The sequence below is a fragment of the Lelliottia sp. SL45 genome (assembly GCF_026672535.1).
Taxonomy (GTDB): Bacteria; Pseudomonadota; Gammaproteobacteria; order Enterobacterales; family Enterobacteriaceae; genus Enterobacter; species Enterobacter nimipressuralis.
This window is the reverse complement of sequence record NZ_JAPPRH010000003.1, coordinates 2,296,343-2,319,426: the sequence shown is the minus strand read 5'-3', so window position 1 is coordinate 2,319,426 and position 23,084 is coordinate 2,296,343. Positions and strand designations below refer to the sequence as shown.

At 56.6% G+C, this 23,084-nt stretch carries 25 protein-coding genes; 14 read left to right on the top strand and 11 right to left on the bottom strand.

Annotated elements, in window-relative coordinates; translation table 11 throughout:
- Nucleotides 1-24: 24 nt before the first annotated feature.
- Nucleotides 25-294 (bottom strand): GrxA family glutaredoxin, encoded by a 270-nt coding sequence (locus OVA10_RS17455; protein ID WP_095281388.1) that lies wholly within the window; start codon nt 292-294, stop codon nt 25-27.
- 187 nt (nt 295-481) lie between these two features.
- On the opposite strand from OVA10_RS17455, the gene nfsA reads away from it, so the two are divergent.
- The 11 genes from nfsA (at nt 482) to OVA10_RS17400 (ending at nt 11,214) form a co-directional block, all read left to right on the top strand.
- Complete coding sequence (gene nfsA, locus OVA10_RS17450; protein WP_100777052.1) at nt 482-1,204, top strand: nitroreductase NfsA; 723 nt, start codon at nt 482-484, stop codon at nt 1,202-1,204.
- Nucleotides 1,205-1,274: 70 nt separating this feature from the next.
- Nucleotides 1,275-2,177, top strand: coding sequence for a 30S ribosomal protein S6--L-glutamate ligase (gene rimK / locus OVA10_RS17445; RefSeq protein WP_100777051.1), 903 nt, complete (start codon nt 1,275-1,277; stop codon nt 2,175-2,177).
- A gap of 55 nt (nt 2,178-2,232) precedes the next feature.
- Entirely contained in the window at nt 2,233-2,709 is a 477-nt protein-coding gene (locus OVA10_RS17440; RefSeq protein WP_100777050.1) for a YbjN domain-containing protein, read from the top strand.
- A 357-nt stretch (nt 2,710-3,066) separates the two neighbouring features.
- Entirely contained in the window at nt 3,067-4,179 is a 1,113-nt protein-coding gene (gene potF, locus OVA10_RS17435) for a spermidine/putrescine ABC transporter substrate-binding protein PotF (protein ID WP_100777049.1), read from the top strand.
- A 97-nt stretch (nt 4,180-4,276) separates the two neighbouring features.
- Entirely contained in the window at nt 4,277-5,410 is a 1,134-nt protein-coding gene (potG, locus tag OVA10_RS17430) for a putrescine ABC transporter ATP-binding subunit PotG (protein WP_100777048.1), read from the top strand.
- A gap of 9 nt (nt 5,411-5,419) precedes the next feature.
- Nucleotides 5,420-6,373 (top strand): putrescine ABC transporter permease PotH, encoded by a 954-nt coding sequence (gene potH / locus OVA10_RS17425; protein WP_100777047.1) that lies wholly within the window; start codon nt 5,420-5,422, stop codon nt 6,371-6,373.
- On the top strand, nt 6,370-7,215 hold the full coding sequence (gene potI / locus OVA10_RS17420; protein WP_100777046.1) for a putrescine ABC transporter permease PotI: 846 nt from the start codon (nt 6,370-6,372) through the stop codon (nt 7,213-7,215). The genes potH and potI overlap by 4 nt, the downstream gene beginning before the upstream one ends.
- 42 nt (nt 7,216-7,257) lie before the next feature.
- On the top strand, nt 7,258-7,755 hold the full coding sequence (locus OVA10_RS17415; RefSeq protein WP_228483451.1) for a YbjO family protein: 498 nt from the start codon (nt 7,258-7,260) through the stop codon (nt 7,753-7,755).
- 40 nt (nt 7,756-7,795) lie between these two features.
- Entirely contained in the window at nt 7,796-8,923 is a 1,128-nt protein-coding gene (rlmC, locus tag OVA10_RS17410; protein ID WP_268196511.1) for a 23S rRNA (uracil(747)-C(5))-methyltransferase RlmC, read from the top strand.
- A gap of 127 nt (nt 8,924-9,050) precedes the next feature.
- Entirely contained in the window at nt 9,051-9,758 is a 708-nt protein-coding gene (locus OVA10_RS17405) for a response regulator transcription factor (RefSeq protein WP_100777043.1), read from the top strand.
- Nucleotides 9,742-11,214: a sensor histidine kinase gene (locus OVA10_RS17400; protein WP_268196510.1), complete on the top strand. Its 1,473-nt coding sequence runs from the start codon at nt 9,742-9,744 to the stop codon at nt 11,212-11,214. Before OVA10_RS17405 ends, OVA10_RS17400 begins: the two co-directional genes overlap by 17 nt.
- A gap of 46 nt (nt 11,215-11,260) precedes the next feature.
- Here the strand turns inward: OVA10_RS17400 and artJ are convergent, their stop codons facing one another.
- The 6 genes from artJ to OVA10_RS17370 all read right to left on the bottom strand — a co-directional run bounded on the left by artJ (nt 11,261) and on the right by OVA10_RS17370 (nt 15,770).
- Nucleotides 11,261-11,992 (bottom strand): arginine ABC transporter substrate-binding protein ArtJ, encoded by a 732-nt coding sequence (gene artJ / locus OVA10_RS17395; RefSeq protein ID WP_100777041.1) that lies wholly within the window; start codon nt 11,990-11,992, stop codon nt 11,261-11,263.
- Between the two features lie 171 nt (nt 11,993-12,163).
- Nucleotides 12,164-12,832: an arginine ABC transporter permease ArtM gene (artM, locus tag OVA10_RS17390; RefSeq protein WP_100777040.1), complete on the bottom strand. Its 669-nt coding sequence runs from the start codon at nt 12,830-12,832 to the stop codon at nt 12,164-12,166.
- A complete protein-coding gene (artQ, locus tag OVA10_RS17385) occupies nt 12,832-13,548 on the bottom strand; it encodes an arginine ABC transporter permease ArtQ (RefSeq protein ID WP_100777039.1) in 717 nt (238 codons plus the stop codon). The genes artM and artQ overlap by 1 nt, the downstream gene beginning before the upstream one ends.
- Nucleotides 13,549-13,554: 6 nt before the next feature.
- A complete protein-coding gene (artI, locus tag OVA10_RS17380; RefSeq protein WP_102105164.1) occupies nt 13,555-14,286 on the bottom strand; it encodes an arginine ABC transporter substrate-binding protein ArtI in 732 nt (243 codons plus the stop codon).
- A 19-nt stretch (nt 14,287-14,305) separates the two neighbouring features.
- Complete coding sequence (gene artP / locus OVA10_RS17375; protein WP_100777037.1) at nt 14,306-15,034, bottom strand: arginine ABC transporter ATP-binding protein ArtP; 729 nt, start codon at nt 15,032-15,034, stop codon at nt 14,306-14,308.
- 217 nt (nt 15,035-15,251) lie between these two features.
- A complete protein-coding gene (locus OVA10_RS17370) occupies nt 15,252-15,770 on the bottom strand; it encodes a lipoprotein (RefSeq protein WP_100777036.1) in 519 nt (172 codons plus the stop codon).
- A 229-nt stretch (nt 15,771-15,999) separates the two neighbouring features.
- Here OVA10_RS17370 and OVA10_RS17365 point away from each other — a divergent pair, with 229 nt between their 5' ends.
- Both OVA10_RS17365 and OVA10_RS17360 read left to right on the top strand, forming a co-directional pair.
- Nucleotides 16,000-16,323, top strand: coding sequence for a heavy metal-binding domain-containing protein (locus tag OVA10_RS17365; protein ID WP_100777035.1), 324 nt, complete (start codon nt 16,000-16,002; stop codon nt 16,321-16,323).
- Entirely contained in the window at nt 16,320-17,147 is an 828-nt protein-coding gene (locus tag OVA10_RS17360; protein ID WP_268196509.1) for an N-acetylmuramoyl-L-alanine amidase, read from the top strand. Before OVA10_RS17365 ends, OVA10_RS17360 begins: the two co-directional genes overlap by 4 nt.
- Here OVA10_RS17360 and OVA10_RS17355 read toward each other — a convergent pair whose 3' ends face one another.
- The 4 genes from OVA10_RS17355 to poxB form a co-directional block, all read right to left on the bottom strand.
- Nucleotides 17,148-18,161, bottom strand: a complete 1,014-nt coding sequence (locus OVA10_RS17355) for an NAD-dependent epimerase/dehydratase family protein (RefSeq protein WP_100777033.1) — start codon at nt 18,159-18,161, stop codon at nt 17,148-17,150.
- Nucleotides 18,162-18,253: 92 nt separating this feature from the next.
- The gene (locus OVA10_RS17350) at nt 18,254-19,690 is read right to left on the bottom strand and encodes an SDR family oxidoreductase (RefSeq protein WP_268196508.1); all 1,437 of its coding nucleotides are present in this window, start codon (nt 19,688-19,690) and stop codon (nt 18,254-18,256) included.
- Nucleotides 19,691-19,700: 10 nt separating this feature from the next.
- Nucleotides 19,701-20,702 (bottom strand): low-specificity L-threonine aldolase, encoded by a 1,002-nt coding sequence (ltaE, locus tag OVA10_RS17345; protein ID WP_268196507.1) that lies wholly within the window; start codon nt 20,700-20,702, stop codon nt 19,701-19,703.
- A 38-nt stretch (nt 20,703-20,740) separates the two neighbouring features.
- Entirely contained in the window at nt 20,741-22,459 is a 1,719-nt protein-coding gene (poxB, locus tag OVA10_RS17340; protein ID WP_181827550.1) for a ubiquinone-dependent pyruvate dehydrogenase, read from the bottom strand.
- Nucleotides 22,460-22,611: 152 nt separating this feature from the next.
- On the opposite strand from poxB, the gene OVA10_RS17335 reads away from it, so the two are divergent.
- Entirely contained in the window at nt 22,612-23,046 is a 435-nt protein-coding gene (locus OVA10_RS17335; protein ID WP_181827551.1) for a DoxX family protein, read from the top strand.
- Nucleotides 23,047-23,084 lie beyond the last annotated feature (38 nt).

The following is a 23,084-nucleotide window of genomic DNA, read 5'->3' as shown; positions in this document are numbered from 1 at the left end:
CCCTCCTGAGAGGGCGTTATCGCGTTACTGGGCTGCAAACAGTCCCAGATTTTCTTTCGCGTAGGCTTCGAAATCGGTGAAGCCGCCAATGTGCGTCTGATCGAGGAAAATCTGCGGAACAGTTTCAACAGGTTTACCCACGGTTTTTTCCAGATCGGCTTTGCTGATGCCTTCCGCGTGGATATCCACGTAGCGGAAGTTAAAATCATCGCGCTCGGCGGTCAGTTTTTCTGCCAGTTCTTTAGCGCGGACGCAGTAAGGGCATCCCGGACGTCCAAAAATCACTGCAAACATATCTCTCTCCTCAAAACGTAAGCCCGACGGCGAATGGCGCTTAGTGTGCCCGATAACCCTTGCTCATGGAAAGCAGGTTTTACCTGTCGCTTTAATACTTACAGACTATGTTTTGCCAATTACATCACACTTTTCTTTGCCTATACTGGCTGTCAAACCGCGTTCAGACAGACAACAGAGAGACCCAATGACGCCGACTATTGATACCATTCGCGCCCACCGTTCCATCCGCCATTTTACCGATCGGCCCATCAGCGACGCCGAGCGCGAGGCGATCGTGGACAGCGCGAGAGCAACCTCCAGTTCCAGCTTTTTGCAGTGCACATCGATTATTCGTATTACCGACCCCGCAATGCGTGAAAAGCTGGTGACACTCACCGGCGGACAACCGCACGTGGCGCAGGCCGCGGAGTTTTGGGTGTTTTGTGCCGACTTCAACCGCCATCTGCAAATCTGCCCGGACGCCCAACTGGGCCTGGCGGAACAACTGCTGCTTGGCGTCGTGGACACGGCGATGATGGCGCAAAATGCGCTGACGGCGGCGGAATCCCTGGGATTAGGCGGCGTGTACATTGGCGGCCTGCGAAACAATATCAACGACGTGACCGAACTGCTGGCGTTGCCAAAACATGTTTTACCGCTGTTTGGCCTGTGCCTCGGCTGGCCGGCAGATAACCCGGATCTCAAGCCGCGTATGCCAGCGGCGATGCTTGTGCACGAAAATCACTACCAGCCGGTGGATGCGCAGGTTCTCGCCCAGTATGACGAAGAACTCGCCAGCTACTATCTGTCGCGCGGAAGCAATAATCGCCGCGATACCTGGAGCGATCACATCCGTCGCACCATCATTAAAGAAAACCGTCCGTTTATTCTCGACTATTTGCATAAACAGGGCTGGGCTGTGCGTTAAGTCCATTCATCCTGTGCCAGCCTGCGTGTATGATACGCAGGCTTTTATCGAGTCTTTAGAGAGGTGCAGGGTGAAAATTGCCATTTTGTCCCGGGATGGAACGCTCTATTCGTGTAAACGTCTGCTTGAGGCAGCTAATAAGCGTGGCCATCTGGTTGAGATCCTCGACCCGCTGTCGTGCTATATGAACATCAGCCCGGCGGCGTCCTCGATACATTACAAAGGCCGCCATCTGCCGCACTTCGATGCGGTGATCCCCCGCATCGGCTCGCAAATTACCTTCTACGGCACCGCCGCGCTGCGCCAGTTTGAAATGCTCGGCAGCTATCCGCTGAATGAATCCGTCGCCATTACCCGTGCGCGTGACAAGCTCCGCTCCCTGCAACTGCTCGCCCGTCAGGGAATCGATCTGCCTGTCACCGGCATTGCCCATTCGCCAGACGACACCAGCGATCTGATCGACATGGTCGGCGGCGCGCCGCTGGTGGTGAAACTGGTGGAAGGCACACAGGGTATCGGCGTGGTGCTCGCAGAAACGCGCCAGGCTGCCGAGAGCGTGATCGACGCTTTTCGCGGTCTCAACGCTCACATTCTGGTGCAGGAATATATTGAAGAGGCGAAAGGGCGCGACATTCGTTGCCTGGTGGTCGGCGACGAAGTGGTGGCTGCCATTGAACGTCAGGCGAAAGACGGTGATTTTCGCTCGAATCTTCACCGGGGCGGCGTGGCGCGTATCGCTGACATCAGCGATCGCGAACGCGAGATTGCCATCAAAGCGGCGCAAACCCTGGGGCTGGATATTGCTGGCGTCGATATTCTGCGCGCCCATCGCGGGCCGCTGGTGATGGAAGTCAATGCGTCACCCGGCCTTGAAGGCATCGAAAAAACCACCGGAATAGATATCGCCGGTAAAATGATCTCCTGGATCGAACGCCACGCCACGCCGGGCTTTTGCCTGAAAACGGGTGGTTAGGGCTGCATTTTTTGCGTAATCTAAGCGAAGTTTTTATCTAAGAGGCTGCACTGCTATGGATTTACAGGTCGTTCCAACACTGGATACGTTACGTCAATGGCTCGACGATGCAGGCATCACCTATTTTGAGTGTGATTCCTGTCAGGCGTTGCACCTGCCACATATGCAAAATTTCGACGGCGTGTTTGATGCCAAAATCGATCTGATTAACGACGTTGTGCTTTTCTCGGCGCTGGCGGAGGTCAAGCCCTCGGCATTACTGGCGTTGGCGTCTGATTTGTCGGCCATTAATGCCGGTTCTTTGACGGTGAAAGCATTTCTCGACATACAGGATGATAATCTGCCAAAGCTGGTGGTTTGCCAGTCTTTATTCGCCGGGGCAGGGGTGTCGTTTAAGCAGTTTGCCTGGTTTATGCGCCAGAGCGAAGAGCAGATTTCCATGGTCATGCTGGAAGCCAGCGCGCACCATTTACTCTTTACCACGGAAGAGGAAATGGAGAATAACGATTCACGCGAATCGTTCCTGCACTAAGCCTTTCCGACCTGCACGCAGTCGCTGCCATGGCGGCTGCGCATCACAAAATTTTCCTCTAGCTGTAACCTTTCTTTAAAGAATTATTCACCTCATCGCAGGCCATTTCGGCTTATCACATAGACAGATCCTGCATAAAAAATTGATAAAAGGCGTTTTTTAATCTGGGCTATAGCCTGGGGCACGGGCTACAGTTATTCTTGCGGAGCTTAAAAAAGCGAGCAAAAACTGCCAAAAGATTTTTTCTTTTGTGTCAGGCAGAGCGACAAAGTATGCATGATTCTTGCATATCACCAATTGCATGGTTGTAGTTCGTTTGTTAACAACAGTTAACGAGCTTTCATAAGGAATAACGATATGATCGCCTTGAATAAAAAATGGTTATCGGGTCTGGTTGCGGGTGCTCTGATGGCTGTCTCTGCCGGCACGCTCGCTGCGGAACAAAAAACGCTGCATGTCTATAACTGGTCTGATTATATCGCGCCGGACACGGTTGCGAATTTCGAAAAAGAGACCGGGATTAAAGTGGTTTACGACGTCTTCGACTCTAACGAAGTGCTGGAAGGCAAACTGATGGCAGGCAGCACCGGTTTCGACCTGGTCGTGCCGTCAGCCAGCTTCCTTGAGCGTCAGCTCACCGCGGGCGTGTTCCAGCCGCTGGACAAAAGCAAACTGCCAAACTGGAAAAACCTCGATCCTGAGCTGCTGAAGCTTATCGCCAAACATGACCCGGAAAACAAATTCGCCATGCCGTACATGTGGGCGACCACCGGCATTGGCTATAACGTCGACAAAGTGAAAAAAGCGCTGGGTGCAGATGCGCCGGTGAACAGCTGGGATCTGGTGCTGAAACCAGAAAACCTCGAAAAACTGAAAAGCTGCGGCGTCTCCTTCCTTGATGCGCCTGAAGAGGTGTTCGCCACCGTGCTGAACTACCTCGGCAAAGATCCGAACAGCACCAAAGCCGATGACTACACCGGCCCGGCGACGGATCTGCTGCTGAAGCTGCGTCCAAACATACGTTACTTCCACTCCTCCCAGTACATTAACGATCTCGCCAACGGTGACATCTGCGTGGCGATTGGCTGGGCGGGTGATGTCTGGCAGGCGGCGAATCGCGCGAAAGAAGCTAAAAACGGCGTGAACATCTCCTATTCGATTCCAAAAGAGGGGGCGATGGCCTTCTTCGACGTCTTCGCGATGCCTGCGGATGCGAAAAACAAAGACGAAGCCTATCAGTTCCTTAACTATCTGCTGCGTCCGGACGTGATTGCGCATATCTCTGACCACGTCTTCTACGCCAACGCCAATAAAGAAGCGACACCGCTGGTGAGCGCGGAAGTGCGTGATAATCCGGGGATTTATCCACCGGCTGACGTGCGCGCCAAAATGTTCACTCTGAAAGTGCAGGATCCGAAAATCGACCGCGTGCGTACCCGCGCGTGGACGAAGGTGAAAAGCGGTAAATAACAGCGGTTATGCAGGCCGGGCACGCGTTGCGCTGCCCGGCAAAACGCACCGTTCGGGTGCGTTTGCACTATTTTAGATTTCTGCCGGAGAGCACCCCGTGAATGAAACCATCCCCCGCCCGCAGGCGAAAACCCGTAAAGCGCTGACTCCGCTCCTCGAAGTCCGTAATCTGACCAAATCGTTCGACGGCCAGCACGCCGTGGACGACGTCAGTCTGACGATTTATAAAGGCGAAATTTTTGCGCTGCTAGGCGCATCAGGCTGCGGGAAATCCACGCTGCTGCGCATGCTGGCCGGATTTGAACAACCGACGTCCGGACAAATTATGCTGGATGGTGTCGACCTCTCCCGCGTTCCACCTTATGAACGCCCGATCAATATGATGTTCCAGTCCTACGCGCTGTTTCCCCACATGACGGTGGAGCAGAACATTGCCTTTGGCCTCAAGCAGGACAAGCTGCCGAAAGCGGAAATCGCCGCGCGCGTGGCGGAAATGCTGAGCCTGGTGCACATGCAGGAGTTTGCGAAACGTAAGCCGCATCAGCTTTCCGGCGGCCAGCGTCAGCGCGTGGCGCTGGCAAGAAGCCTGGCAAAACGCCCGAAACTGTTGCTCCTCGACGAGCCGATGGGGGCGCTCGATAAAAAACTGCGCGACCGCATGCAGCTCGAAGTGGTGGATATCCTTGAGCGCGTCGGCGCGACCTGCGTGATGGTCACCCACGATCAGGAAGAGGCGATGACCATGGCCGGGCGTATCGCGATCATGAATCGCGGCAAGTTTGTGCAAATCGGCGAGCCGGAAGAGATTTATGAGCATCCGACCACCCGCTACAGCGCCGAGTTTATTGGCTCGGTCAACGTCTTCGAAGGGCTGCTGAAGGATCGTCAGGAGGACGGTCTGGTGATTGACTCGCCGGGGCTGGTGCATCCGCTCAAAGTCGATCCGGACGCGTCGATTGTCGACAACGTCCCGGTCTACGTGGCCCTGCGCCCGGAAAAAATCATGCTTTGCGAAGAGCCGCCTGCGGATGGCTATAACTTTGCCGTCGGCGAAGTGGTCCATATTGCCTATCTGGGCGATCTCTCGATCTATCACGTGCGCCTCAAAAGTGGGCAGATGATCAGCGCCCAGTTGCAGAATGAACACCGCTACCGTAAGGGGCTGCCGACCTGGGGCGACGAAGTGCGCCTGTGCTGGGATGCGGACAGCTGCGTTGTGCTGACGGTATAAGGAGTGGCCATGAATACACTTGAACCACCGGCCCGCGTGCAAAAATCGGGCGGTTTCGCGCAGTGGCTGACGCGCATGCAGATGGCGCATGGCCGTAAGCTGGTGATTGCCATGCCGTACGTGTGGCTGATCCTGTTGTTCCTGCTGCCGTTTTTGATCGTCTTTAAAATCAGCCTCGCGGAGATGGCGCGTGCTATCCCGCCGTACACCAATCTGATGGAGTGGGCCGACGGCCAGCTGTCGATCACCCTTAATCTCGGGAATTTCCTTCAGCTCACAGACGATCCGCTCTATTTTGAAGCTTATCTGCAGTCGCTGCAGGTGGCGGCGATCTCGACGATATGCTGTCTGGCGATGGGCTATCCTCTCGCCTGGGCGGTGGCGCACAGCAAACCCTCGACACGGAACATCCTGCTGCTGCTGGTAATTTTGCCGTCGTGGACTTCGTTCCTAATCCGCGTGTATGCCTGGATGGGCATTCTGAAAAACAACGGGGTGCTGAATAATGTCCTGATGTGGCTCGGCGTTATCGATCAGCCGCTGACGATTTTGCACACCAATCTGGCGGTCTATATCGGGATTGTGTACGCCTATCTGCCGTTTATGGTGCTGCCGATTTACACGGCGCTGACGCGGATTGACTACTCGCTGGTGGAAGCTTCGCTGGATCTCGGCGCGCGTCCGCTGAAAACCTTCTTCCAGGTGATTGTGCCGCTGACCAAAGGCGGGATTATTGCGGGGTCTATGCTGGTCTTTATCCCGGCGGTGGGCGAGTTCGTGATCCCGGAACTGCTCGGCGGCCCGGACAGCATCATGATTGGCCGCGTGCTGTGGCAGGAGTTCTTCAATAACCGCGACTGGCCGGTGGCGTCAGCGGTGGCGATTGTGATGTTGCTTCTGCTGATCGTGCCGATCATGTGGTTCCACAAACATCAGCAAAAACAGATGGGAGATCACGGATGAACAACTTACCGGTGGTGCGCTCCCCGTGGCGAATTGTGATTCTGGTCCTCGGCTTTACCTTCCTCTACGCGCCGATGCTGATGCTGGTCATCTACTCGTTTAACAGCTCCAAACTGGTAACGGTCTGGGCGGGCTGGTCGACGCGCTGGTACGGCGAACTGTTCCGCGACGACGCGATGATGAGCGCGGTAGGGCTGAGTCTGACCATCGCCGCCTGTGCAGCGACCATGGCGTCGATTCTCGGCACGATTGCAGCGATGGTGATGGTGCGTTTTGGTCGCTTCCGCGGCTCGAACGGCTTTGCCTTTATGATCACCGCGCCGCTGGTCATGCCTGATGTGATTACCGGTCTGTCGCTGCTGCTGCTGTTTGTCGCGCTGGCGCACGCCATCGGCTGGCCGGCTGATCGCGGCATGCTGACAATCTGGCTGGCGCATGTGACTTTCTGTACCGCCTATGTGGCTGTGGTGATTTCGTCGCGCCTGCGCGAACTGGATCACTCCATCGAAGAGGCGGCGATGGATCTCGGTGCAACGCCGCTGAAGGTCTTCTTCATCATTACGCTTCCGATGATCATGCCTGCGGTGATTTCCGGCTGGCTGCTGGCGTTTACCCTGTCTCTGGACGATCTGGTGATCGCCAGCTTCGTCTCCGGGCCTGGGGCGACCACGCTGCCGATGCTGGTCTTCTCCAGCGTGCGAATGGGCGTTAACCCGGAGATCAACGCCCTGGCGTCGATCATCCTCGGTGTGGTGGGTATTGTCGGTTTTATCGCCTGGTATCTGATGGCGCGGGCGGAAAAACAGCGTGTGCGTGATATCCAGCGTGCAAGACGCGGCTGAAGCATTTAAAATTCTCAATGAAGTGCCGCGCCTGTCGCGGCACTGTTTTTCAGGGAAGTAAAAACATTGGGACTGTTTACCAAATCACGACATTCGCATGCGCGCCTCAATGTACCTGCACTGGTGCAGGTAGCTGCGCTCGCCATTATTCTGATTCGCTGCCTGGATTTGCTGATGGTGTTTAACATGCTCGGCGTGCGGGGCGTGGTCGAGTTTATCCATCGCAGCGTACAGACATGGAATCTGACGCTGGTCTTTTTCGCAAGCCTGGTGCTGGTGTTCGTCGAGATTTACTGCGCCTTTTCCCTGGCAAAAGGGCGCAACTGGGCGCGCTGGGTCTACCTGCTGACTCAGGTGATCGCCACGGGGTATTTGTGGGCCGCCTCGATTGGATACGGCTACCCTGAGCTGTTCAGTATTGCCGGAGAGTCGAAGCGGGAAATTTTCCGTTCACTGGTGATGCAGAAATTGCCTGATCTGTTGGTGCTGTTCCTGCTGTTTGTCCCGGCATCCAGCCGACGGTTCTTCCGCCTGCAATAATGTGTATAATCGCTGCCCTCGCGAACAATGAGGTTTTCCTATGCAGTGCGCACTTTATGACGCCGGTCGCTGCCGCTCCTGTCAGTGGATAGAACAGCCGGTTTCCCAGCAACTTACCGCCAAAATGGCCGATCTCCAGCACCTGCTTGCTGAACATCCGGTCGCGGAGTGGTGCGCGCCCGTCAGTGGACCGGAGCAGGGCTTTCGCAATAAAGCCAAAATGGTGGTCAGCGGTAGCGTCGAAAGGCCGCTGCTCGGCATGCTGCATCGCGACGGCACGCCAGAAGATCTCACGGATTGTCCGCTCTATCCCGCCTCCTTTGAGCCGGTGTTTGCCGCGCTGAAACCCTTTATCGCCCGCGCCGGTTTGACGCCTTACAACGTCGCCCGCCAGCGCGGTGAGCTGAAATATCTCCTGCTGACGGAAAGCCAGCTCGACGGCGGGATGATGCTCCGCTTTGTGCTGCGCTCTGAAACAAAGCTTGAACAACTGCGCGCAGCGCTCCCCTGGCTGCAACAGCAGCTGCCGCAGCTGAAGCTGATTACCGCGAACATTCAGCCGGTGCATATGGCGATCATGGAAGGGGAGAAAGAGATCTTCTTCACTGAACAGCAGGCGCTGGCCGAGAATTTCAACGGCGTGCCGTTGTGGATCCGCCCGCACAGTTTCTTCCAGACCAACCCGGTCGTTGCCAGCCGACTGTACGCCACGGCGCGTGACTGGGTGCAGGCGTTAAATATCGATCATATGTGGGATCTCTTCTGCGGGGTCGGCGGGTTTGGCCTGCACTGCGCGACGCCGAACATGAAATTGACCGGGATCGAGATCTCCGCCGAGGCGATTGCCTGCGCGAAGCAGTCTGCCGCCGAGCTGGGCTTAACGGATCTCCATTTCCAGGCGCTGGACTCTACGCAGTTCGCCACGGGGCAGGGCAGCGTCCCGGACCTGGTGCTGGTGAACCCTCCGCGTCGCGGCATCGGTAAAGCTCTCTGCGAATACCTGAGCCAGATGGCGCCAAACACCCTTATCTACTCCAGCTGCAATGCGCAGACCATGGCCAAAGATATCGCGATGCTGTCGGGCTATCGCGTCGAGCGGGTACAGCTTTTCGATATGTTCCCGCATACGGCGCACTATGAAGTGTTGACGCTGCTGACTCGCAGATAAAAAAGATAAGTCGGGTCAGCGCAGCGCTGCCCGACCCCCTCCCGCACAATCTTCAACAAAATGTGAACTCTTCCACGCCCTAAAATCAGGTAAGCTTGAACTATTCACGATGAAGTAAGGCTTACCGATGAAGCACATCCTGCTGGTGGAAGACGACAGCGATATCGCGTCACTGCTGCGATTAAACCTCGAAGACGAAGGCTATGCGATCACGCACGAAGCGGACGGCGCGCGGGCATTGCAATTGCTCGACCGCACCCACTGGGACGCGGTGATCCTCGATCTGATGCTCCCGAACGTGGACGGCCTGGAGATCTGCCGCCGCATCCGTCAGCTTACCCGCTATCTGCCGATTATCATCATCAGCGCCCGCAGCAGTGAAACCGACCGCATCACCGGGCTTGAAACCGGCGCCGACGATTACCTGGCCAAACCCTTCTCCGTCCAGGAGCTGATCGCCCGTATCAAAGCCCTGTTTCGCCGCCAGCAGGCGATGGGGCAGGCGCAGACCAGTGGCACAATTGTCGCGCACGGGCTGACGCTTGATCCGCTCGCCCGCAGCGTGCGTCTGCACGGCAAAGAGGTGGATCTCACGCCGCGAGAATTCGAGTTGCTCTGGTTTTTTGCCCGTCACCCCGGCGAGGTCTTTTCGCGGCTGGCGCTGCTGGAACAGGTCTGGGGGTATCAGCACGAAGGCTACGAGCACACCGTTAACACCCACATTAACCGCCTGCGGATCAAAATCGAAAAAGATGCCGCCGAGCCGGAAATTATTCGCACCGTCTGGGGCAAAGGCTACAAATTTGCGGAACTGAACCATGATGCGACGTCTTAGCCTCAGTCAGCGGCTGACGCTGCTGTTTATCCTGCTGCTGATCCTCTGTGCCACCGTGGCCTGTGTGGTGCAGCTCTACGCCAGCAAACAGTACGGTAACGCCATGGTGCAGCGTCTTTCCAGCAGTCTGGCGCAGCAGATCCTTCAGCGCGAGCCGGTGCTGGACGCCGAAGGGGGCGTTGACCGCAGCCGCCTGAAACCGCTGTTTGATCGGCTGATGACCTTTAATCCCAGCGTTGAACTGTACGTGATCTCACCCGATGGCGATCTGCTGGCCGACGCCGCACCGCCGGGGCATATTAAGCGGCAAAAAATCGCCATCGCGCCGCTGCAAACCTTTCTCAGTGGCACCAGCTGGCCGGTGTACGGTGACGATCCGCGCAGCCTGGATAAACAGAAAGTGTTTAGCGTAACGCCGCTGCGCCAGGACGGGGAGCTGCGCGGCTATCTGTATATTATCCTGCAGGGCGAGGAGTTTAACGCTCTGGCGGATATGGCGTGGCACAAGACGCTCTGGAGCACGGTAATGTGGTCTCTGCTGCTGGTGGCGGGCTTTGCCCTGCTGGCGGGCGGACTGGTCTGGTACTGGGTCACGCGGCCGGTAAAAAGGCTGACGGCGGAAGTGTCCGGGCTGGAGCAGGACAGTATCAGCGCCATTAAACAGCTGGCTGCGCAAACGCCGGTTCCGGGTTCGGCGGATGAAGTGACGCAACTGCGCAATACCTTTATCGAGCTGGCGCGCCAGATCACCACGCAGTGGAACCGGCTGGCCGACAGCGACCGGCAGCGCCGGGAATTTATCGCCAATATCTCTCACGATTTACGCACGCCGCTGACGTCGTTACTGGGCTATCTGGAAACCCTGTCGCTGAAATCCGCCACCCTGAGCGCCGCGCAGCATCAGCAGTATCTGGCGACGGCGCTCAGACAGGGGCAAAAAGTGCGTCATCTCTCACAGCAGCTGTTTGAGCTGGCCCGGCTGGAGCACGGCGGCATCAAGCCGCAGCGCGAGCGTTTTGCAATGGCGGAACTGATCTCTGACGTGGCACAAAAATTTGAACTGACCGCCCAGACGCGCCAGCTTCGGCTGCATATCGACGTGCCGGGGCCGCTGCCGCTGGTGTTTGCCGATGTGTCGATGATCGAGCGGGTAGTGACGAATCTGCTGGATAACGCCGTGCGTCATACGCCGTCGGGCGGCGATATCCGGCTCTCCGTGTGGCAGGAGAATGAACAGCTGCAGGTAGAAGTGACCGACAGCGGGCCGGGCATTGAGGCGTCGTTGCGCGAAGAATTGTTCCAGCGTCCCTCGGCGTTAAGCCAGCAGGCGTCGCGGGAGAATCGCGGTGGGTTAGGGCTGTTAATCGTGAAAAAGATGCTGGAGCTACATGGGGGCGGGATCAGTCTGCTGGATTCTGAACCGGGGGCGACATTCCGCTTTTTTGTGCCGCTTTAAGAAAAACCGGGCGGCGCAACCGCCACCCGGCACTATCATTTGAAAATTACTGCGGGAACCACTGGTCGCTAATTTTCTGGTAAGTCCCGTCAGTTTTAATCGCTTTCAGCGCGCCGTTCAGTTTTTCCAGCAGGGCTTTGTTATCCGGGCGTACAGCGATACCCAGACCGGTGCCGAAATACTGCGGATCGGTCACTTTCTCGGTCGCGGTGCCCAGCTGTGGATTGGTTTTCAGCCACTCGTTCACCACCGCCGTATCGCCAAAGACCCCGTCAATACGGCCATTCTTCAGGTCGATGATCGCGTTCTGGTAGCTGTCATAGGCCACGGTTTTCACTTCCGGATGCTTATCCTGCAGGTATTTCTGATGCGTGGTGCCGTTTTCCATCCCGATGCGTTTGCCTTTCAGCTGATCAAAAGAGGTGTAAGCCCCTTTCTTCGCAATCACCACCGCGGAGTTGGCGTAGTACGGGTCGGTAAAGGAGACCTGCTTGCTACGCTCTGGCGTGATGTCCATACCGGAAATCACCGCGTCATATTTTTTGAATTTCAGAGACGGGATCAGGCTGTCGAACGCGTGGTTAGTGAATGTGCAGTCGGCCTGCATCTGTTTGCACAGCGCTTTGGCGAGGTCGATATCAAAACCCACGATCTGGTTGCTGGCATCCAGCGATTCGAACGGCGGATAGGTCGCTGAAACGCCGAAATTGATTTTATCTGCAGCCGATGCGCCTGCGGCGAATGTTGCCAGTAATGCAGCCAGAACTAACTTTTTCATTTTAATGCTCCCGTCTGTCAATCTTGTCATTATGCGCCGTGTCTGCGGCATGGATGTACAATGCCAGTTAGTGAATTTGTATGCAATAATTATGATTAAGTATTTTTATCGAAATAAAAAAAACGGGCAGTCGTTAGACTTACCCGTTTTCGTGATGCAGTGATTATGCAGTTAGTTTCGACGCTCAAAGGCCAGCGCTTTGTTCTCGATAAGACGCATCAGCAGGGTCAGCAGGCCGTTCACCACCAGGTAAACCAGACCGGCTGCGCCAAAGACCATCACATCATAGGTGCGTCCGTACAACAGCTGGCCGTGCCCCATCACTTCCATCAGCGTAATGGTGTAAGCCAGAGAGGTACTTTTAAACACCAGCACCACTTCGTTGGAGTAGGAAGAGAGCGCGCGTTTGAACGCATACGGCAGCAGGATCGCCAGCGTGTCTTTCTTGCTCATGCCCAGCGCCCCGCAGGACTGCCACTGGCCTTCCGGAATGGCGCGAATCGCACCATAAAACAGTTGCGTGGTATACGCCGCACTGTTCAGGGAGAGCGCAATCAGCGCGCACAGCCAGGGTTCAGACAGCAGATGCCAGATAACCGGGTAGTTCTGCAGCGACGGGAACTGGCCCGGTCCGTAGTAAATCAGGAAGATCTGCACCAGCAACGGCGTACCGGTAAAGAGTGTGATATAGGCGCGAACCACCCACACCAGCACCGGCGTTTTCAGCGTCAGCACGATGGTGAAAAAGAGGGCCAGAATCAGCGCCACCACGATTGACGCCACGGTCAGCGTCAGGCTGGTGTGCAGCCCTTTCATCAGCTCCGGTAAATACTCAAGCATCAGCCTGGTCTCCGTTCAAAACGCGTTGCGCGCAGATCAATACGTTTGAGAACGTATTGGCTCAGCAACGTGATCACCAGGTAGATAGCCGCCGCAACGATATACCAGGTGAAAGGCTCCTGGGTGCGGGTGGCGATGCTTTTGGTTTGTAGCATTAAATCGTTCACACTAATCAGGCTCACCAGCGCGGTGTCTTTCAACAGCACCAGCCACTGGTTGCCCAAACCCGGCAGGGCATGCCGCCACATCTGCGGCATCACCAGGCGGAAGAAAATGGCGGCTTTCGATAAGCCCAGCGCCTGGCCGGATTCCCACTGACCCACGGGCACCGCTTTCAGCGCGCCGCGCAGCGTCTGAGACGCATAGGCGGAGTAGAGCAGAGAAAGGGCAATCACGCCGCACAGGAACGGGCTGACGTCAAAGTTTTCAATCTGCATCTGCACCGGGATCTGCGCAAAGCCGAGATTAAGGGTAAAGCCGTCCGACAGCGTTAGCAGCAGCTGTGAGGAGCCGAAATAGATAAACAGAACCACCAGGATTTCCGGCAGCCCGCGCAGAACCGTCACCAGCGCTGATCCCGCCCATGCGACCGGGCGCCATTTGGCTGACTCCCAGACCGCAAAGAACATCGCCAGCACAAGGCCGATAATGAGTGCGCAAACGGCAAGGCCGACGGTCATCCCGGCGGCACTTGCTAAAGGAAAAATTTCGTTCATCAGATCTTACTTCTGGAACCATTTGGAATAGATGGTTTCGTACGTGCCGTCTTTTTTCACTTTATCCAGCGCGGTATTGAGCTTCTGCTGCAGGTCAGTGTTGCCCTGACGAACAGCGATGCCCAGACCGGTACCGAAGTAATCTTTGTCCGTCACTTTGTCACCGATAGCGGCCAGTTTCGGATCGGCTTTCAGCCACTCGGTGACCACGGCAGTGTCACCGAACACGGCATCAATACGACCATTCTGCATATCCAGCTTGGCGTTCATGTAGCTGTCGTAAGGCACAACGGTGATTTCCGGGTGCTTATCGGTGATGAATTTCTGGTGCGTGGAGCCGTTCTGCATACCGACTTTTTTGCCTTTCAGCGCGGCGATATCAGCAATTTTGCCTTTCTGACCGACGAACAGGGCCGAGTTTTCATAGTACGGCTGAGTGAACAGCACCTGTTTTTCACGTTCTGGCGTGATGTCCATTCCGGAAATCACCGCGTCGAAACGACGGAACTTCAGGCTTGGGATCAGGCTGTCGAACGCCTGGTTGGTAAAGGTACAGGTGGCGTCGATCTCTTTACACAGCGCGTTCGCCAGATCCACATCGAAGCCTACGATCTTATTGCTGGCATCCATGGATTCAAACGGAGGGTAAGACGCTTCCATGGCAAAACGAATCGTCTGTGCTGCGGTAGCGGAAAGGCTGACGCTGGCAAGCAGCGCGGCTATCAGTACTTTTTTCATTGTCATTTTCCCTAACACATCAGTGAGATAAATAGTTTTTAAAGGCGTCGGTTTGCGGGGCGGTAAAGCAGCTCGCATCACCTTGTTCAACAATATGACCGTTTTCCATGTACACCACGCGGCTGGCGGTTTTGCGCGCCACTTCCACTTCATGGGTCACGATCACCTGTGTGATATTGGTTTCGGCCAGCTCGCGGATGATGCTGACGATCTGGGCGGTAATTTCCGGGTCCAGTGCGGCGGTAGGCTCATCGAACAGCAGTACCTGCGGCTCCATCATCAGCGCACGGGCAATGGCGACACGCTGTTGCTGTCCACCGGACAGGTGCAGCGGATAGCGATCGCTGTAAGGTTTTAAGCGCAGACGTTCGAGCAGCTTTTCAGCGCGGGCGAGGGCCTGATCTTTGCTTAAACCCAGCACGCGGCAGGGCGCTTCAATCAGGTTTTGCTGCACGGTGAGGTGCGGCCAGAGATTGTATTGCTGAAACACCATGCCGACGTTCTGACGCAGATCGCGGATCGCTTTATCAGAAGGGGCTTTGGCGAAATCGAAATGATTTCCGGCAATCGCGAGCGTGCCGGAACGTGGCATTTCAAGCAGATTGAGGACGCGCAGCAGTGAGCTTTTGCCCGCACCGCTTGGGCCGAGCAAAACCAGCGTTTCGCCCTCTGGGCAGTTCAGCGTGATGTCGAACAGCGCCTGGTGTGCGCCGTAGAAGCAGTTAATGCCGTTTAGTTGAATACTCATCGGGGCAGTCTTTACTCATCCAGGCAATCTATAGCAATTGAGGCCGCAGATAGTACCGTTGACAGAATAGTTATGCAATATTTATGCGTTAAAAGTTAAATATAAACCGTATTCACGTTTAAACATAGCACAAAATAGCGAAGGGCATAGGGGGCGAGAATAAATGTCGGCATTCCTCGCGAAATGCCGCACATTTTACGGGGGAAACTTTTTTGGACTAACGGTTTTCTATCGACTGGCGAAGCGTACCGGCTGGGGCGTGGACGCTGCCGCCGATGTAGCGCACGTCGTCGATGGCCCAGCACTGGCCCTCACGGATCATCAGCACTTCATCCTGCCAGGTCTGGCTGCCTTGCGTCAGTTTGACTCGCAGCGGGATGTTGCGCGCATCGGTGTTCGGGATGGTAGAGGCGCTGGAGACGTCTGCGCGGTCAGGCAGCGTGGTGCGGCTGGAGAACGGATCGGATTTCAGCAGCGCGTTGTGCTGTGGATCGCGCGAGGCATCGTTAAGCAGTTTCGCCAGGTTGTCACTCAGGTACGGGCGCAGAGCGGTGAGATCGCTGCTGCGATGCGAAATGCGGTAATCATAGAACTGTTGAGCCACGGCATCCGGGCCGCCGTCAATGCACGGACCGCTGCGTGTCCCGATATCCTTAAAAGCCGGTGTCACCGTGGTGGTGCAGGCGCTGAGCAGCAGCGCGCACGGCACTAAAAGCGTCAAAGCAGAATAGCGCATGTTGATTTCCTTAATGATTAACTATCCTTTCAATAATAGCGTAACGAACCGATAATGCGGCTGAGTTAATCCGCTAACGCATTGAACGTTAAATAATCGTCATACTTCCGCATGCCGATGCATTTAACGCGTTCGTTCACCCGTTCACTGACTCAGGTCAGCTACGGGGGATTCTCTCACGTGCCGCCTTGTGACTACGTGACTATTTTGAGTATTGAAGGAGATAAACATGCAATTTTCCACCACCCCGACTCTGGAAGGACAGCCGATTGTCGAGTATTGCGGCGTTGTCACCGGTGAAGCCATCCTTGGCGCGAACATCTTCCGCGACTTTTTTGCCGGGATCCGCGATATCGTCGGCGGGCGTTCGGGTGCGTATGAGAAAGAGCTGCGCAAAGCACGGGAAATCGCGTTTAAAGAGCTGGGCGAGCAGGCCAAATCCCTGGGCGCGGATGCCGTTGTGGGCATTGATATCGACTACGAAACGGTCGGCAAAGACGCCAGCATGCTGATGGTGAGCGTCAGCGGTACGGCGGTGAAAACGCGCCGATGAAACGTTTGTGGTCCACGCTCCTGCTGGCGGTGTTGCTGGCAGGCTGCGCAGAGAAAGGGATTATCGATAAAGGGGCCTACGAGCTGGACACGCGGCATCAGGCGCAGGCGGCGTATCCGCGGATCAAAGTGCTGGTCATTCACTATACCGCCGATGATTTTGACAGCTCACTTGCGACGCTCACGGACAAAAACGTCAGCTCCCACTACCTGATTCCGGCCAGACCGCCTGAGCCGTCCGGCAAACCGCGTATCTGGCAGCTGGTGCCGGAGAAGGATTTAGCCTGGCACGCGGGGATCAGTTTCTGGCGCGGAACGAATCGCATCAACGATACCTCGATTGGTATTGAGCTGGAAAACCGTGGCTGGCAAAAGTCGAACGGCGAGAAAATCTTCACCCCGTTTGAACCGGCGCAAATCGCGGCGCTTATTCCCCTCGCCAAAGACATTATTGCCCGCTATGACATCAAACCGGAAAACGTGGTGGCCCATTCGGATATTGCCCCGCAGCGTAAAGACGATCCCGGCCCGCTGTTCCCCTGGCATCAGCTGGCACAGCAGGGCATTGGTGCCTGGCCCGATCCCGCCCGCGTGACGTTTTATCTCAACGGAAAGTCGAAGTATGAGCGCGTAGAGACGACAGTATTGCTCGATCTGCTGGCGCGCTACGGCTATGACGTGCCGGAGAACAGCTCCGAGGCGCAGCAAAAACGGGTGATTATGGTCTTCCAGATGCACTACCGTCCCCAGCTGTGGAACGGCATTGCCGATGCAGAAACGCTGGCGATTGCCAGCGCGTTGTTAGAGAAATACGGCCAGGGATAATTACCGGTGCAGTTTGCCGTGGTCGCGCAGCCAGGCCGCTGTGCGCACGATCCCTTCATCCAGCGTGACGATGGGCTGATAACCCAGCTCGGTTTCAGCACGCGTGGTATCCAGCGTAAAATCAAAGTTTAGCTTTGACACGCCGTAGTGGGTCAGCGCCGGTTCTTTCGCCGATTTATTGCCAAAGCGCTCCATGCTGCGGGCGATCATGTCCAGCATCGGGTAGGGCACAGAACGAATGCGGCAGTGAATGTTAAGCTCATCGATCAGGCGCTGGACAATGCTGCGCAGCGTCTGCGGCTCGCCATTGGTGATGTTGTAGGCGCGGCCGGACACCAGATGATCGCACTCGGACTGACTGGCCAGCCACATCGCGTGAATCGCGTTCTCGTAGTAGGTCATATCCACCAGCGCATCGCCGCCGCGCGGCAGCAGCACGCTGCCGTAGTGGTGCATCATCTGCGCCAGACGCGGGATAAACACTTTGTCGTGCGGCCCAAACAGGCTCTGTGGACGCAGAACGGTGAAACGGGTGTGCGGGTTTGACTGCGCCAGCAGATCGATCACCTCTTCGCTGGCCGCTTTGCTGCGCGCGAACTCACAGGCGAAACGCGCCGGGCGGAAATCTTCCTGAATATCGCGATGGTGGTGATAATCAAAATAGAGCGACGGGGAGGAGATATGCACAAAGTTGCGTACGCCCCAGGCGACGGCCCATTCACCGAGGCGGCGAGTGGCGCGAACGTTGGCCAGGTCGAACGCCTGCTGCGTTCCCCAGGGAGAGGTAAAGCTGGAGCAGTGCCACAGTGTATCGATTCCGGCGAGCATGACTTTGGCCTGCGAAGACACCAGCTCTGTCAGATCGGCGTGGATGAATTCCGCGCCCATTTTTTGCAGGAGTTTACCCATCGCTTCGTTGCGACCGGTGGCTCTGACGCTGATGCCTTTCTGACGCAAAAACTCGACCGCATTTCGGCCTAAGCCGCTGGTGGCGCCGGTAACCAGTACCTTCATATCTATCCACTGTGTTGAAAAGAATTTCGTGCGCATTCTTCCGTGAATTACGTCACGATGCAATGGGAAAGGTGAAAGAATCAGAGTTTAAATCAGACTTTTTCCGTGATTCCTTCTGCAAGATGCGCAATACGCTTTGCCATCCCCCGGAAGATAAACAGGTGCGCTGGGATCATGAACAGCCAGTAGAACAGCCCTGGCATTCCGTGCGGATGCCACCAGGCGCGAACGTCCAGCTCCCGGTGATCGCCTTTGTCTTTTAGGGTAAAGCAGAGGCGGCCCAGACCCGGCGCTTTCATGCCGAACAATAGCGCCAGCTGTTTTTCCGGCTCAACGATGATCACCTTCCAGCTGTCCACGCTATCGCCCGTCTGCAAGTATGGGTGCGCAGGGCGGCCTTTTGCCAGTTTATGCCCGACCAGCAGATCCATCATCCCGCGCGTTTCCCAGAGAATATTGCCAAAGAAATAGCGCTCTTTGCCGCCGATCTGGTTGATCACCTCCCACAGCGCCGCCAGGCTGGCGGTTGTTTTCACCGTGCAACCGGCCTGTTTCGGGTAATAGCCGTATTCTGGCCGCCAGCGGGCAAAGGCCTGAGCGTCATAACCCCAGTCGCTGGAGTTCATCAGCTCCTCTTCCTCTTTGAGGGTGTTGCGTACCGCATCGTCAAAGCGGATCAGATTTTGTGGAATCAGCTTTCGCAGCTCGCGGTCGTCGGCCAGCAGATCGTGCTTCAGCCCCTGAATCAGCGCTTTGGCGGTTGTGGGTGGAACGGAGGTGATGACATTCAAAAACCACACCGAGATCCAGCGGGTCGGGAAGGGGACGGGCACCAGCCAGCGACGACGGCCGCTGACGGTCATAAAGTGTTCGAACTGCTCCTGATAGCTCAGTACCTCCGGCCCGGCGGCTTCCAGCACGCGATGGCTTTCCGTCGGATGATTCAGCAGTTCGACCAGATAGTGCAGCAGGTTTTCCAGCGCAATCGGCGTGGTGCGTGAGCGCACCCAGCGCGGCGGCGTGAGCACCGGCAGGTTATAAACCATATCGCGCATCACTTCGAAGGCGGCAGAACCCGCGCCGACGATAATGCCCGCCCGCAGCTCCGTCAGTGGGATCCCTGCGCTACGGAGCATTTCCCCCGTCAGCTGCCTGGCGCGCAGGTGGTCCGATTGCTCGTGTTCAGGAGCCTGTAAGGAACTGAGAAAAATAATCTGCTTTACCGGCGTTTGCAGCAGCGTGTCACGCACGTTCAGCGCCACCTGACGCTCATGGGCGATAAAGTCACCGCCTTCGCCCATGCTGTGTACCAGATAATAGAGCGTATCGACGCCTTCCAGCAGCGTCGGTAGCTCTTTTGGCCAGTTGAGATCCACCGTGTGACAGGTGACGTTGGGCAGCGCGAGTTTTTGCAGCCGTTCCACATTGCGTGCCGCCGCCAGCACCTGATGTCCGTGCTGGCTGAGCGCCGTCGTCAGATGCTGACCGATATAACCGCTGGCACCGAGCACCAGAATACGTTGCGGCACGTTGTGCTCCTTAACGCTGTAAAAAGGTCTGCCAGTGTTTTACCACTTCCGCCAGCTGCTCGCGGCTCACGTCGAGATGCATCACCAGACGCACAACCGGTGAGGCGTTCATCAGCACGCCGTGCGCTTTCATATACTCACCCAGCTGCGCCGCGTTCTCTTCGCCAACGCGAACAAACAGCATATTGGTGTCGTGACGCATCACATCCGCGCCGATCTCGCGCAGCTGCGCCGCCATCCATGCCGCGTTATCGTGATCGTCTTGCAGACGGGCAACGTTATGTTTAAGCGCGTACAGCCCCGCTGCCGCCAGAATTCCGGCCTGACGCATGCCGCCGCCGGTCATTTTACGCCAGCGGTTGGCGCGCTTGATGTAATCCGCATTGCCGACCAGCAGTGAGCCGACCGGCGTCCCCAGCCCTTTCGACAGGCAAATGGTGAACGAATCGCAATACTGGGCGATCTCTTTCAGCTCGCAGCCATACTCCACGACGGCGTTAAAAATACGCGCGCCGTCGACGTGCAGACCCAATTTGCGCTCGCGAGTAAATTCCCATGCGGCCTTCAGATACTCGCGCGGCAGCACTTTGCCGTTGTGGGTATTTTCCAGACTCAGGAGTTTGGTACGGGCGAAGTGAATATCGTCGGCTTTGATTTTGGCAGCGACTTTGTCCAGCGGCAGTGAGCCGTCGGGCGCGGCATCAATCGGCTGCGGCTGAATACTGCCGAGCACCGCAGCGCCACCGGCTTCATACAGGTAGTTATGGGCACCCTGGCCGACGATATACTCTTCGCCGCGTTCGCAGTGGCTCAGCAGCGCCACCAGGTTCGCCTGGGTGCCGGTTGGCAGGAACAGCGCCGCCTCTTTACCGCTTAATTCGGCGGCGTAGCGCTGAAGTTCGTTTACGGTGGGATCGTCACCGTAAACGTCATCCCCGACCGGGGCGGCCATCATCTCTTCGAGCATGGCGCGGCTCGGACGGGTTACGGTATCACTGCGCAGGTCTATCATTTCACATCCCTATAGTTTTAAAGGTGATGTGAGATGTTTTACCTGAGCCAGTTGGTTTTTGCCAGTTCGATCACTTCGTCGCCGCGCCCGCTGATAATGGCGCGCAGCATGTACAGGCTAAAGCCTTTCGCCTGCTCCAGTTTGATCTGCGGCGGGATCGCCAGCTCCTCTTTGGCTACGACCACATCCACCAGCACCGGGCCGTCGATGGAGAAGGCGCGCTGTAGGGCTTCATCCACGTCCGCGGCTTTTTCCACGCGGATGCCGGGAATCCCGCAGGCTTCGGCGATCTTCGCGAAATTGGTGTCATGCAATTCGGTGCCGTCCGTCAGATAGCCCCCGGCTTTCATCTCCATCGCCACAAAACCTAACACGCTGTTGTTGAACACCACGATTTTAACCGGGAGTTTCATCTGCACGACGGAGAGGAAATCGCCCATCAGCATGCTGAACCCGCCGTCGCCACACATGGCCACCACCTGACGCTCCGGTGCAGTGGCTTGTGCCCCCAGCGCCTGCGGCATTGCGTTTGCCATCGAGCCGTGGTTGAACGAACCGATCAGGCGGCGTTTCCCGTTCATTTTAAGATAGCGCGCCGCCCAGACGGTGGGGGTGCCCACGTCGCAGGTAAAGATGGCGTCGTCGCTGGCGAAATGGCTGATCTGCTGCGCAAGGTACTGCGGGTGAATGGCTTTGTCGCTCGGTTTGGCGAGATCGTCCAGCCCTTTGCGCGCGTCACGGTAGTCGCTCAGGGCTTTGTCGAGGAACTTGCGGTCGGTTTTCTCTTCCAGATGCGGCAGCAGGGCGGTAAGCGTGGCTTTGATATCGCCCACCAGCGCCATATCAACCTTACTGTGCGCGCCAATGCTGCCGGGATTGATGTCGATCTGAATGATTTTTGCGTCGCTCGGATAGAACGCGCGGTACGGGAACTGGGTGCCGAGAAGCACCAGGGTGTCGGCGTTCATCATGGTGTGGAACCCGGACGAGAAACCAATCAGGCCGGTCATGCCGACATCGTACGGGTTATCGTATTCCACATGCTCTTTGCCGCGCAGCGCGTGAACGATGGGGGCTTTTATTTTCCCGGCAAATTCGACTAACTCTTTATGCGCGCCCGCACAGCCGCTGCCGCACAGCAGCGCGATATTGCTGGAGTAGCGCAGCAGCTGCGCCAGCTTTTTCAGCTCCTCTTCCGCAGGCGTTACCACCGGCTGCGGGGCGTGGTACCAGTGGGTGCTGGCCCCTTCGGGCGCGGCTTTGAGCGCGACGTCGCCCGGCAGAACCACCACCGACACGCCGCGATTGAGGATCGCCTTGCGCATGGCGATCGCCATGACCTGCGGGATCTGCTCCGGTGTGGAAACCAGCTCGCAGTAGTGGCTACATTCACGGAACAGCTCCTGGGGATGCGTCTCCTGAAAATAGCCGCTGCCAATTTCGCTCGACGGAATATGCGCTGCAATCGCCAGCACCGGGACGTGATTACGGTGACAGTCGAAAAGACCGTTAATCAGATGCAGGTTGCCCGGCCCGCACGAACCCGCGCATACCGCCAGCTCGCCCGTCAGCTGCGCTTCCGCGCCTGCGGCAAAGGCCGCCACCTCTTCGTGGCGCGTCGGCATCCAGTCAATGGTGCCCATTCGGTTGAGGCTGTCGCTTAAGCCGTTGAGAGAATCGCCGGTGACGCCCCAGATGCGTTTGACGCCAGCTTGTTCCAGGGTTTTTGCTACGTAGGCCGCTACGGTCTGTTTCATGGTTGTCCATCTCCGTTTTGTGATAACGCTTACAAGCTTAGAAGAAACTGGGCGTTATGCCCGTTTAATCCCCCTGATTAATAGTGACTTTCTTTGTACAACCTTTCGTCATATTCTGATGGCACACAGGGTGAAAACAGGAATCATTTCAGATGGTTAAATCATTGTTAATTGCTGTTAATAGAACGCTAACGCATGATGATTTTGGCAAATTGTTATTACGTCTGGCGGTCGGCGGGTTGATGCTGTTCCACGGTTTGCACAAGCTGTTTGGCGGCGTGGGGTTTATTAGCGGCATGCTGGTGGAAAAAGGGCTGCCGGGGTTTATCGCCTATGGCGTTTTGATTGGCGAAGTGGTGGCACCGGTTCTGATTGTGCTGGGGATCCTGACCCGTCCGGCGGCGCTGGTGCTGGCGTTTACGATGATCGTTGCCTGGCTGATGGTCGGCACCGGTAAAACCTTTGCGCTGGATGCGGTAGGCGCATGGGCGATTGAAAGTCTGGTCTATTTCTTTATTGGCGCACTGGCCTTGGCCTTTATGGGCGCAGGGCGTTATTCACTGGCGCGCGATCCGGCCTGGCGTTGAGAATAAAAAAAGCCCGGTAGCCTAATATCTACCGGGCC

Coding starts and splice junctions, on each gene's coding strand:
- poxB (WP_181827550.1), bottom strand. CDS start 22,459: ATGAAACAGACCGTAGCGGCCTACGTAGCAAAAACCCTGGAACAAGCT.
- OVA10_RS17370 (WP_100777036.1), bottom strand. CDS start 15,770: ATGCGCTATTCTGCTTTGACGCTTTTAGTGCCGTGCGCGCTGCTGCTC.
- rlmC (WP_268196511.1), top strand. CDS start 7,796: ATGCAGTGCGCACTTTATGACGCCGGTCGCTGCCGCTCCTGTCAGTGG.
- potI (WP_100777046.1), top strand. CDS start 6,370: ATGAACAACTTACCGGTGGTGCGCTCCCCGTGGCGAATTGTGATTCTG.
- artQ (WP_100777039.1), bottom strand. CDS start 13,548: ATGAACGAAATTTTTCCTTTAGCAAGTGCCGCCGGGATGACCGTCGGC.
- artI (WP_102105164.1), bottom strand. CDS start 14,286: ATGAAAAAAGTACTGATAGCCGCGCTGCTTGCCAGCGTCAGCCTTTCC.
- ltaE (WP_268196507.1), bottom strand. CDS start 20,702: ATGATAGACCTGCGCAGTGATACCGTAACCCGTCCGAGCCGCGCCATG.
- nfsA (WP_100777052.1), top strand. CDS start 482: ATGACGCCGACTATTGATACCATTCGCGCCCACCGTTCCATCCGCCAT.
- potF (WP_100777049.1), top strand. CDS start 3,067: ATGATCGCCTTGAATAAAAAATGGTTATCGGGTCTGGTTGCGGGTGCT.
- OVA10_RS17355 (WP_100777033.1), bottom strand. CDS start 18,161: ATGAAGGTACTGGTTACCGGCGCCACCAGCGGCTTAGGCCGAAATGCG.
- OVA10_RS17335 (WP_181827551.1), top strand. CDS start 22,612: ATGGTTAAATCATTGTTAATTGCTGTTAATAGAACGCTAACGCATGAT.
- OVA10_RS17400 (WP_268196510.1), top strand. CDS start 9,742: ATGATGCGACGTCTTAGCCTCAGTCAGCGGCTGACGCTGCTGTTTATC.
- OVA10_RS17360 (WP_268196509.1), top strand. CDS start 16,320: ATGAAACGTTTGTGGTCCACGCTCCTGCTGGCGGTGTTGCTGGCAGGC.
- OVA10_RS17405 (WP_100777043.1), top strand. CDS start 9,051: ATGAAGCACATCCTGCTGGTGGAAGACGACAGCGATATCGCGTCACTG.
- potH (WP_100777047.1), top strand. CDS start 5,420: ATGAATACACTTGAACCACCGGCCCGCGTGCAAAAATCGGGCGGTTTC.
- artJ (WP_100777041.1), bottom strand. CDS start 11,992: ATGAAAAAGTTAGTTCTGGCTGCATTACTGGCAACATTCGCCGCAGGC.
- OVA10_RS17365 (WP_100777035.1), top strand. CDS start 16,000: ATGCAATTTTCCACCACCCCGACTCTGGAAGGACAGCCGATTGTCGAG.
- OVA10_RS17455 (WP_095281388.1), bottom strand. CDS start 294: ATGTTTGCAGTGATTTTTGGACGTCCGGGATGCCCTTACTGCGTCCGC.
- artP (WP_100777037.1), bottom strand. CDS start 15,034: ATGAGTATTCAACTAAACGGCATTAACTGCTTCTACGGCGCACACCAG.
- OVA10_RS17440 (WP_100777050.1), top strand. CDS start 2,233: ATGGATTTACAGGTCGTTCCAACACTGGATACGTTACGTCAATGGCTC.
- artM (WP_100777040.1), bottom strand. CDS start 12,832: ATGCTTGAGTATTTACCGGAGCTGATGAAAGGGCTGCACACCAGCCTG.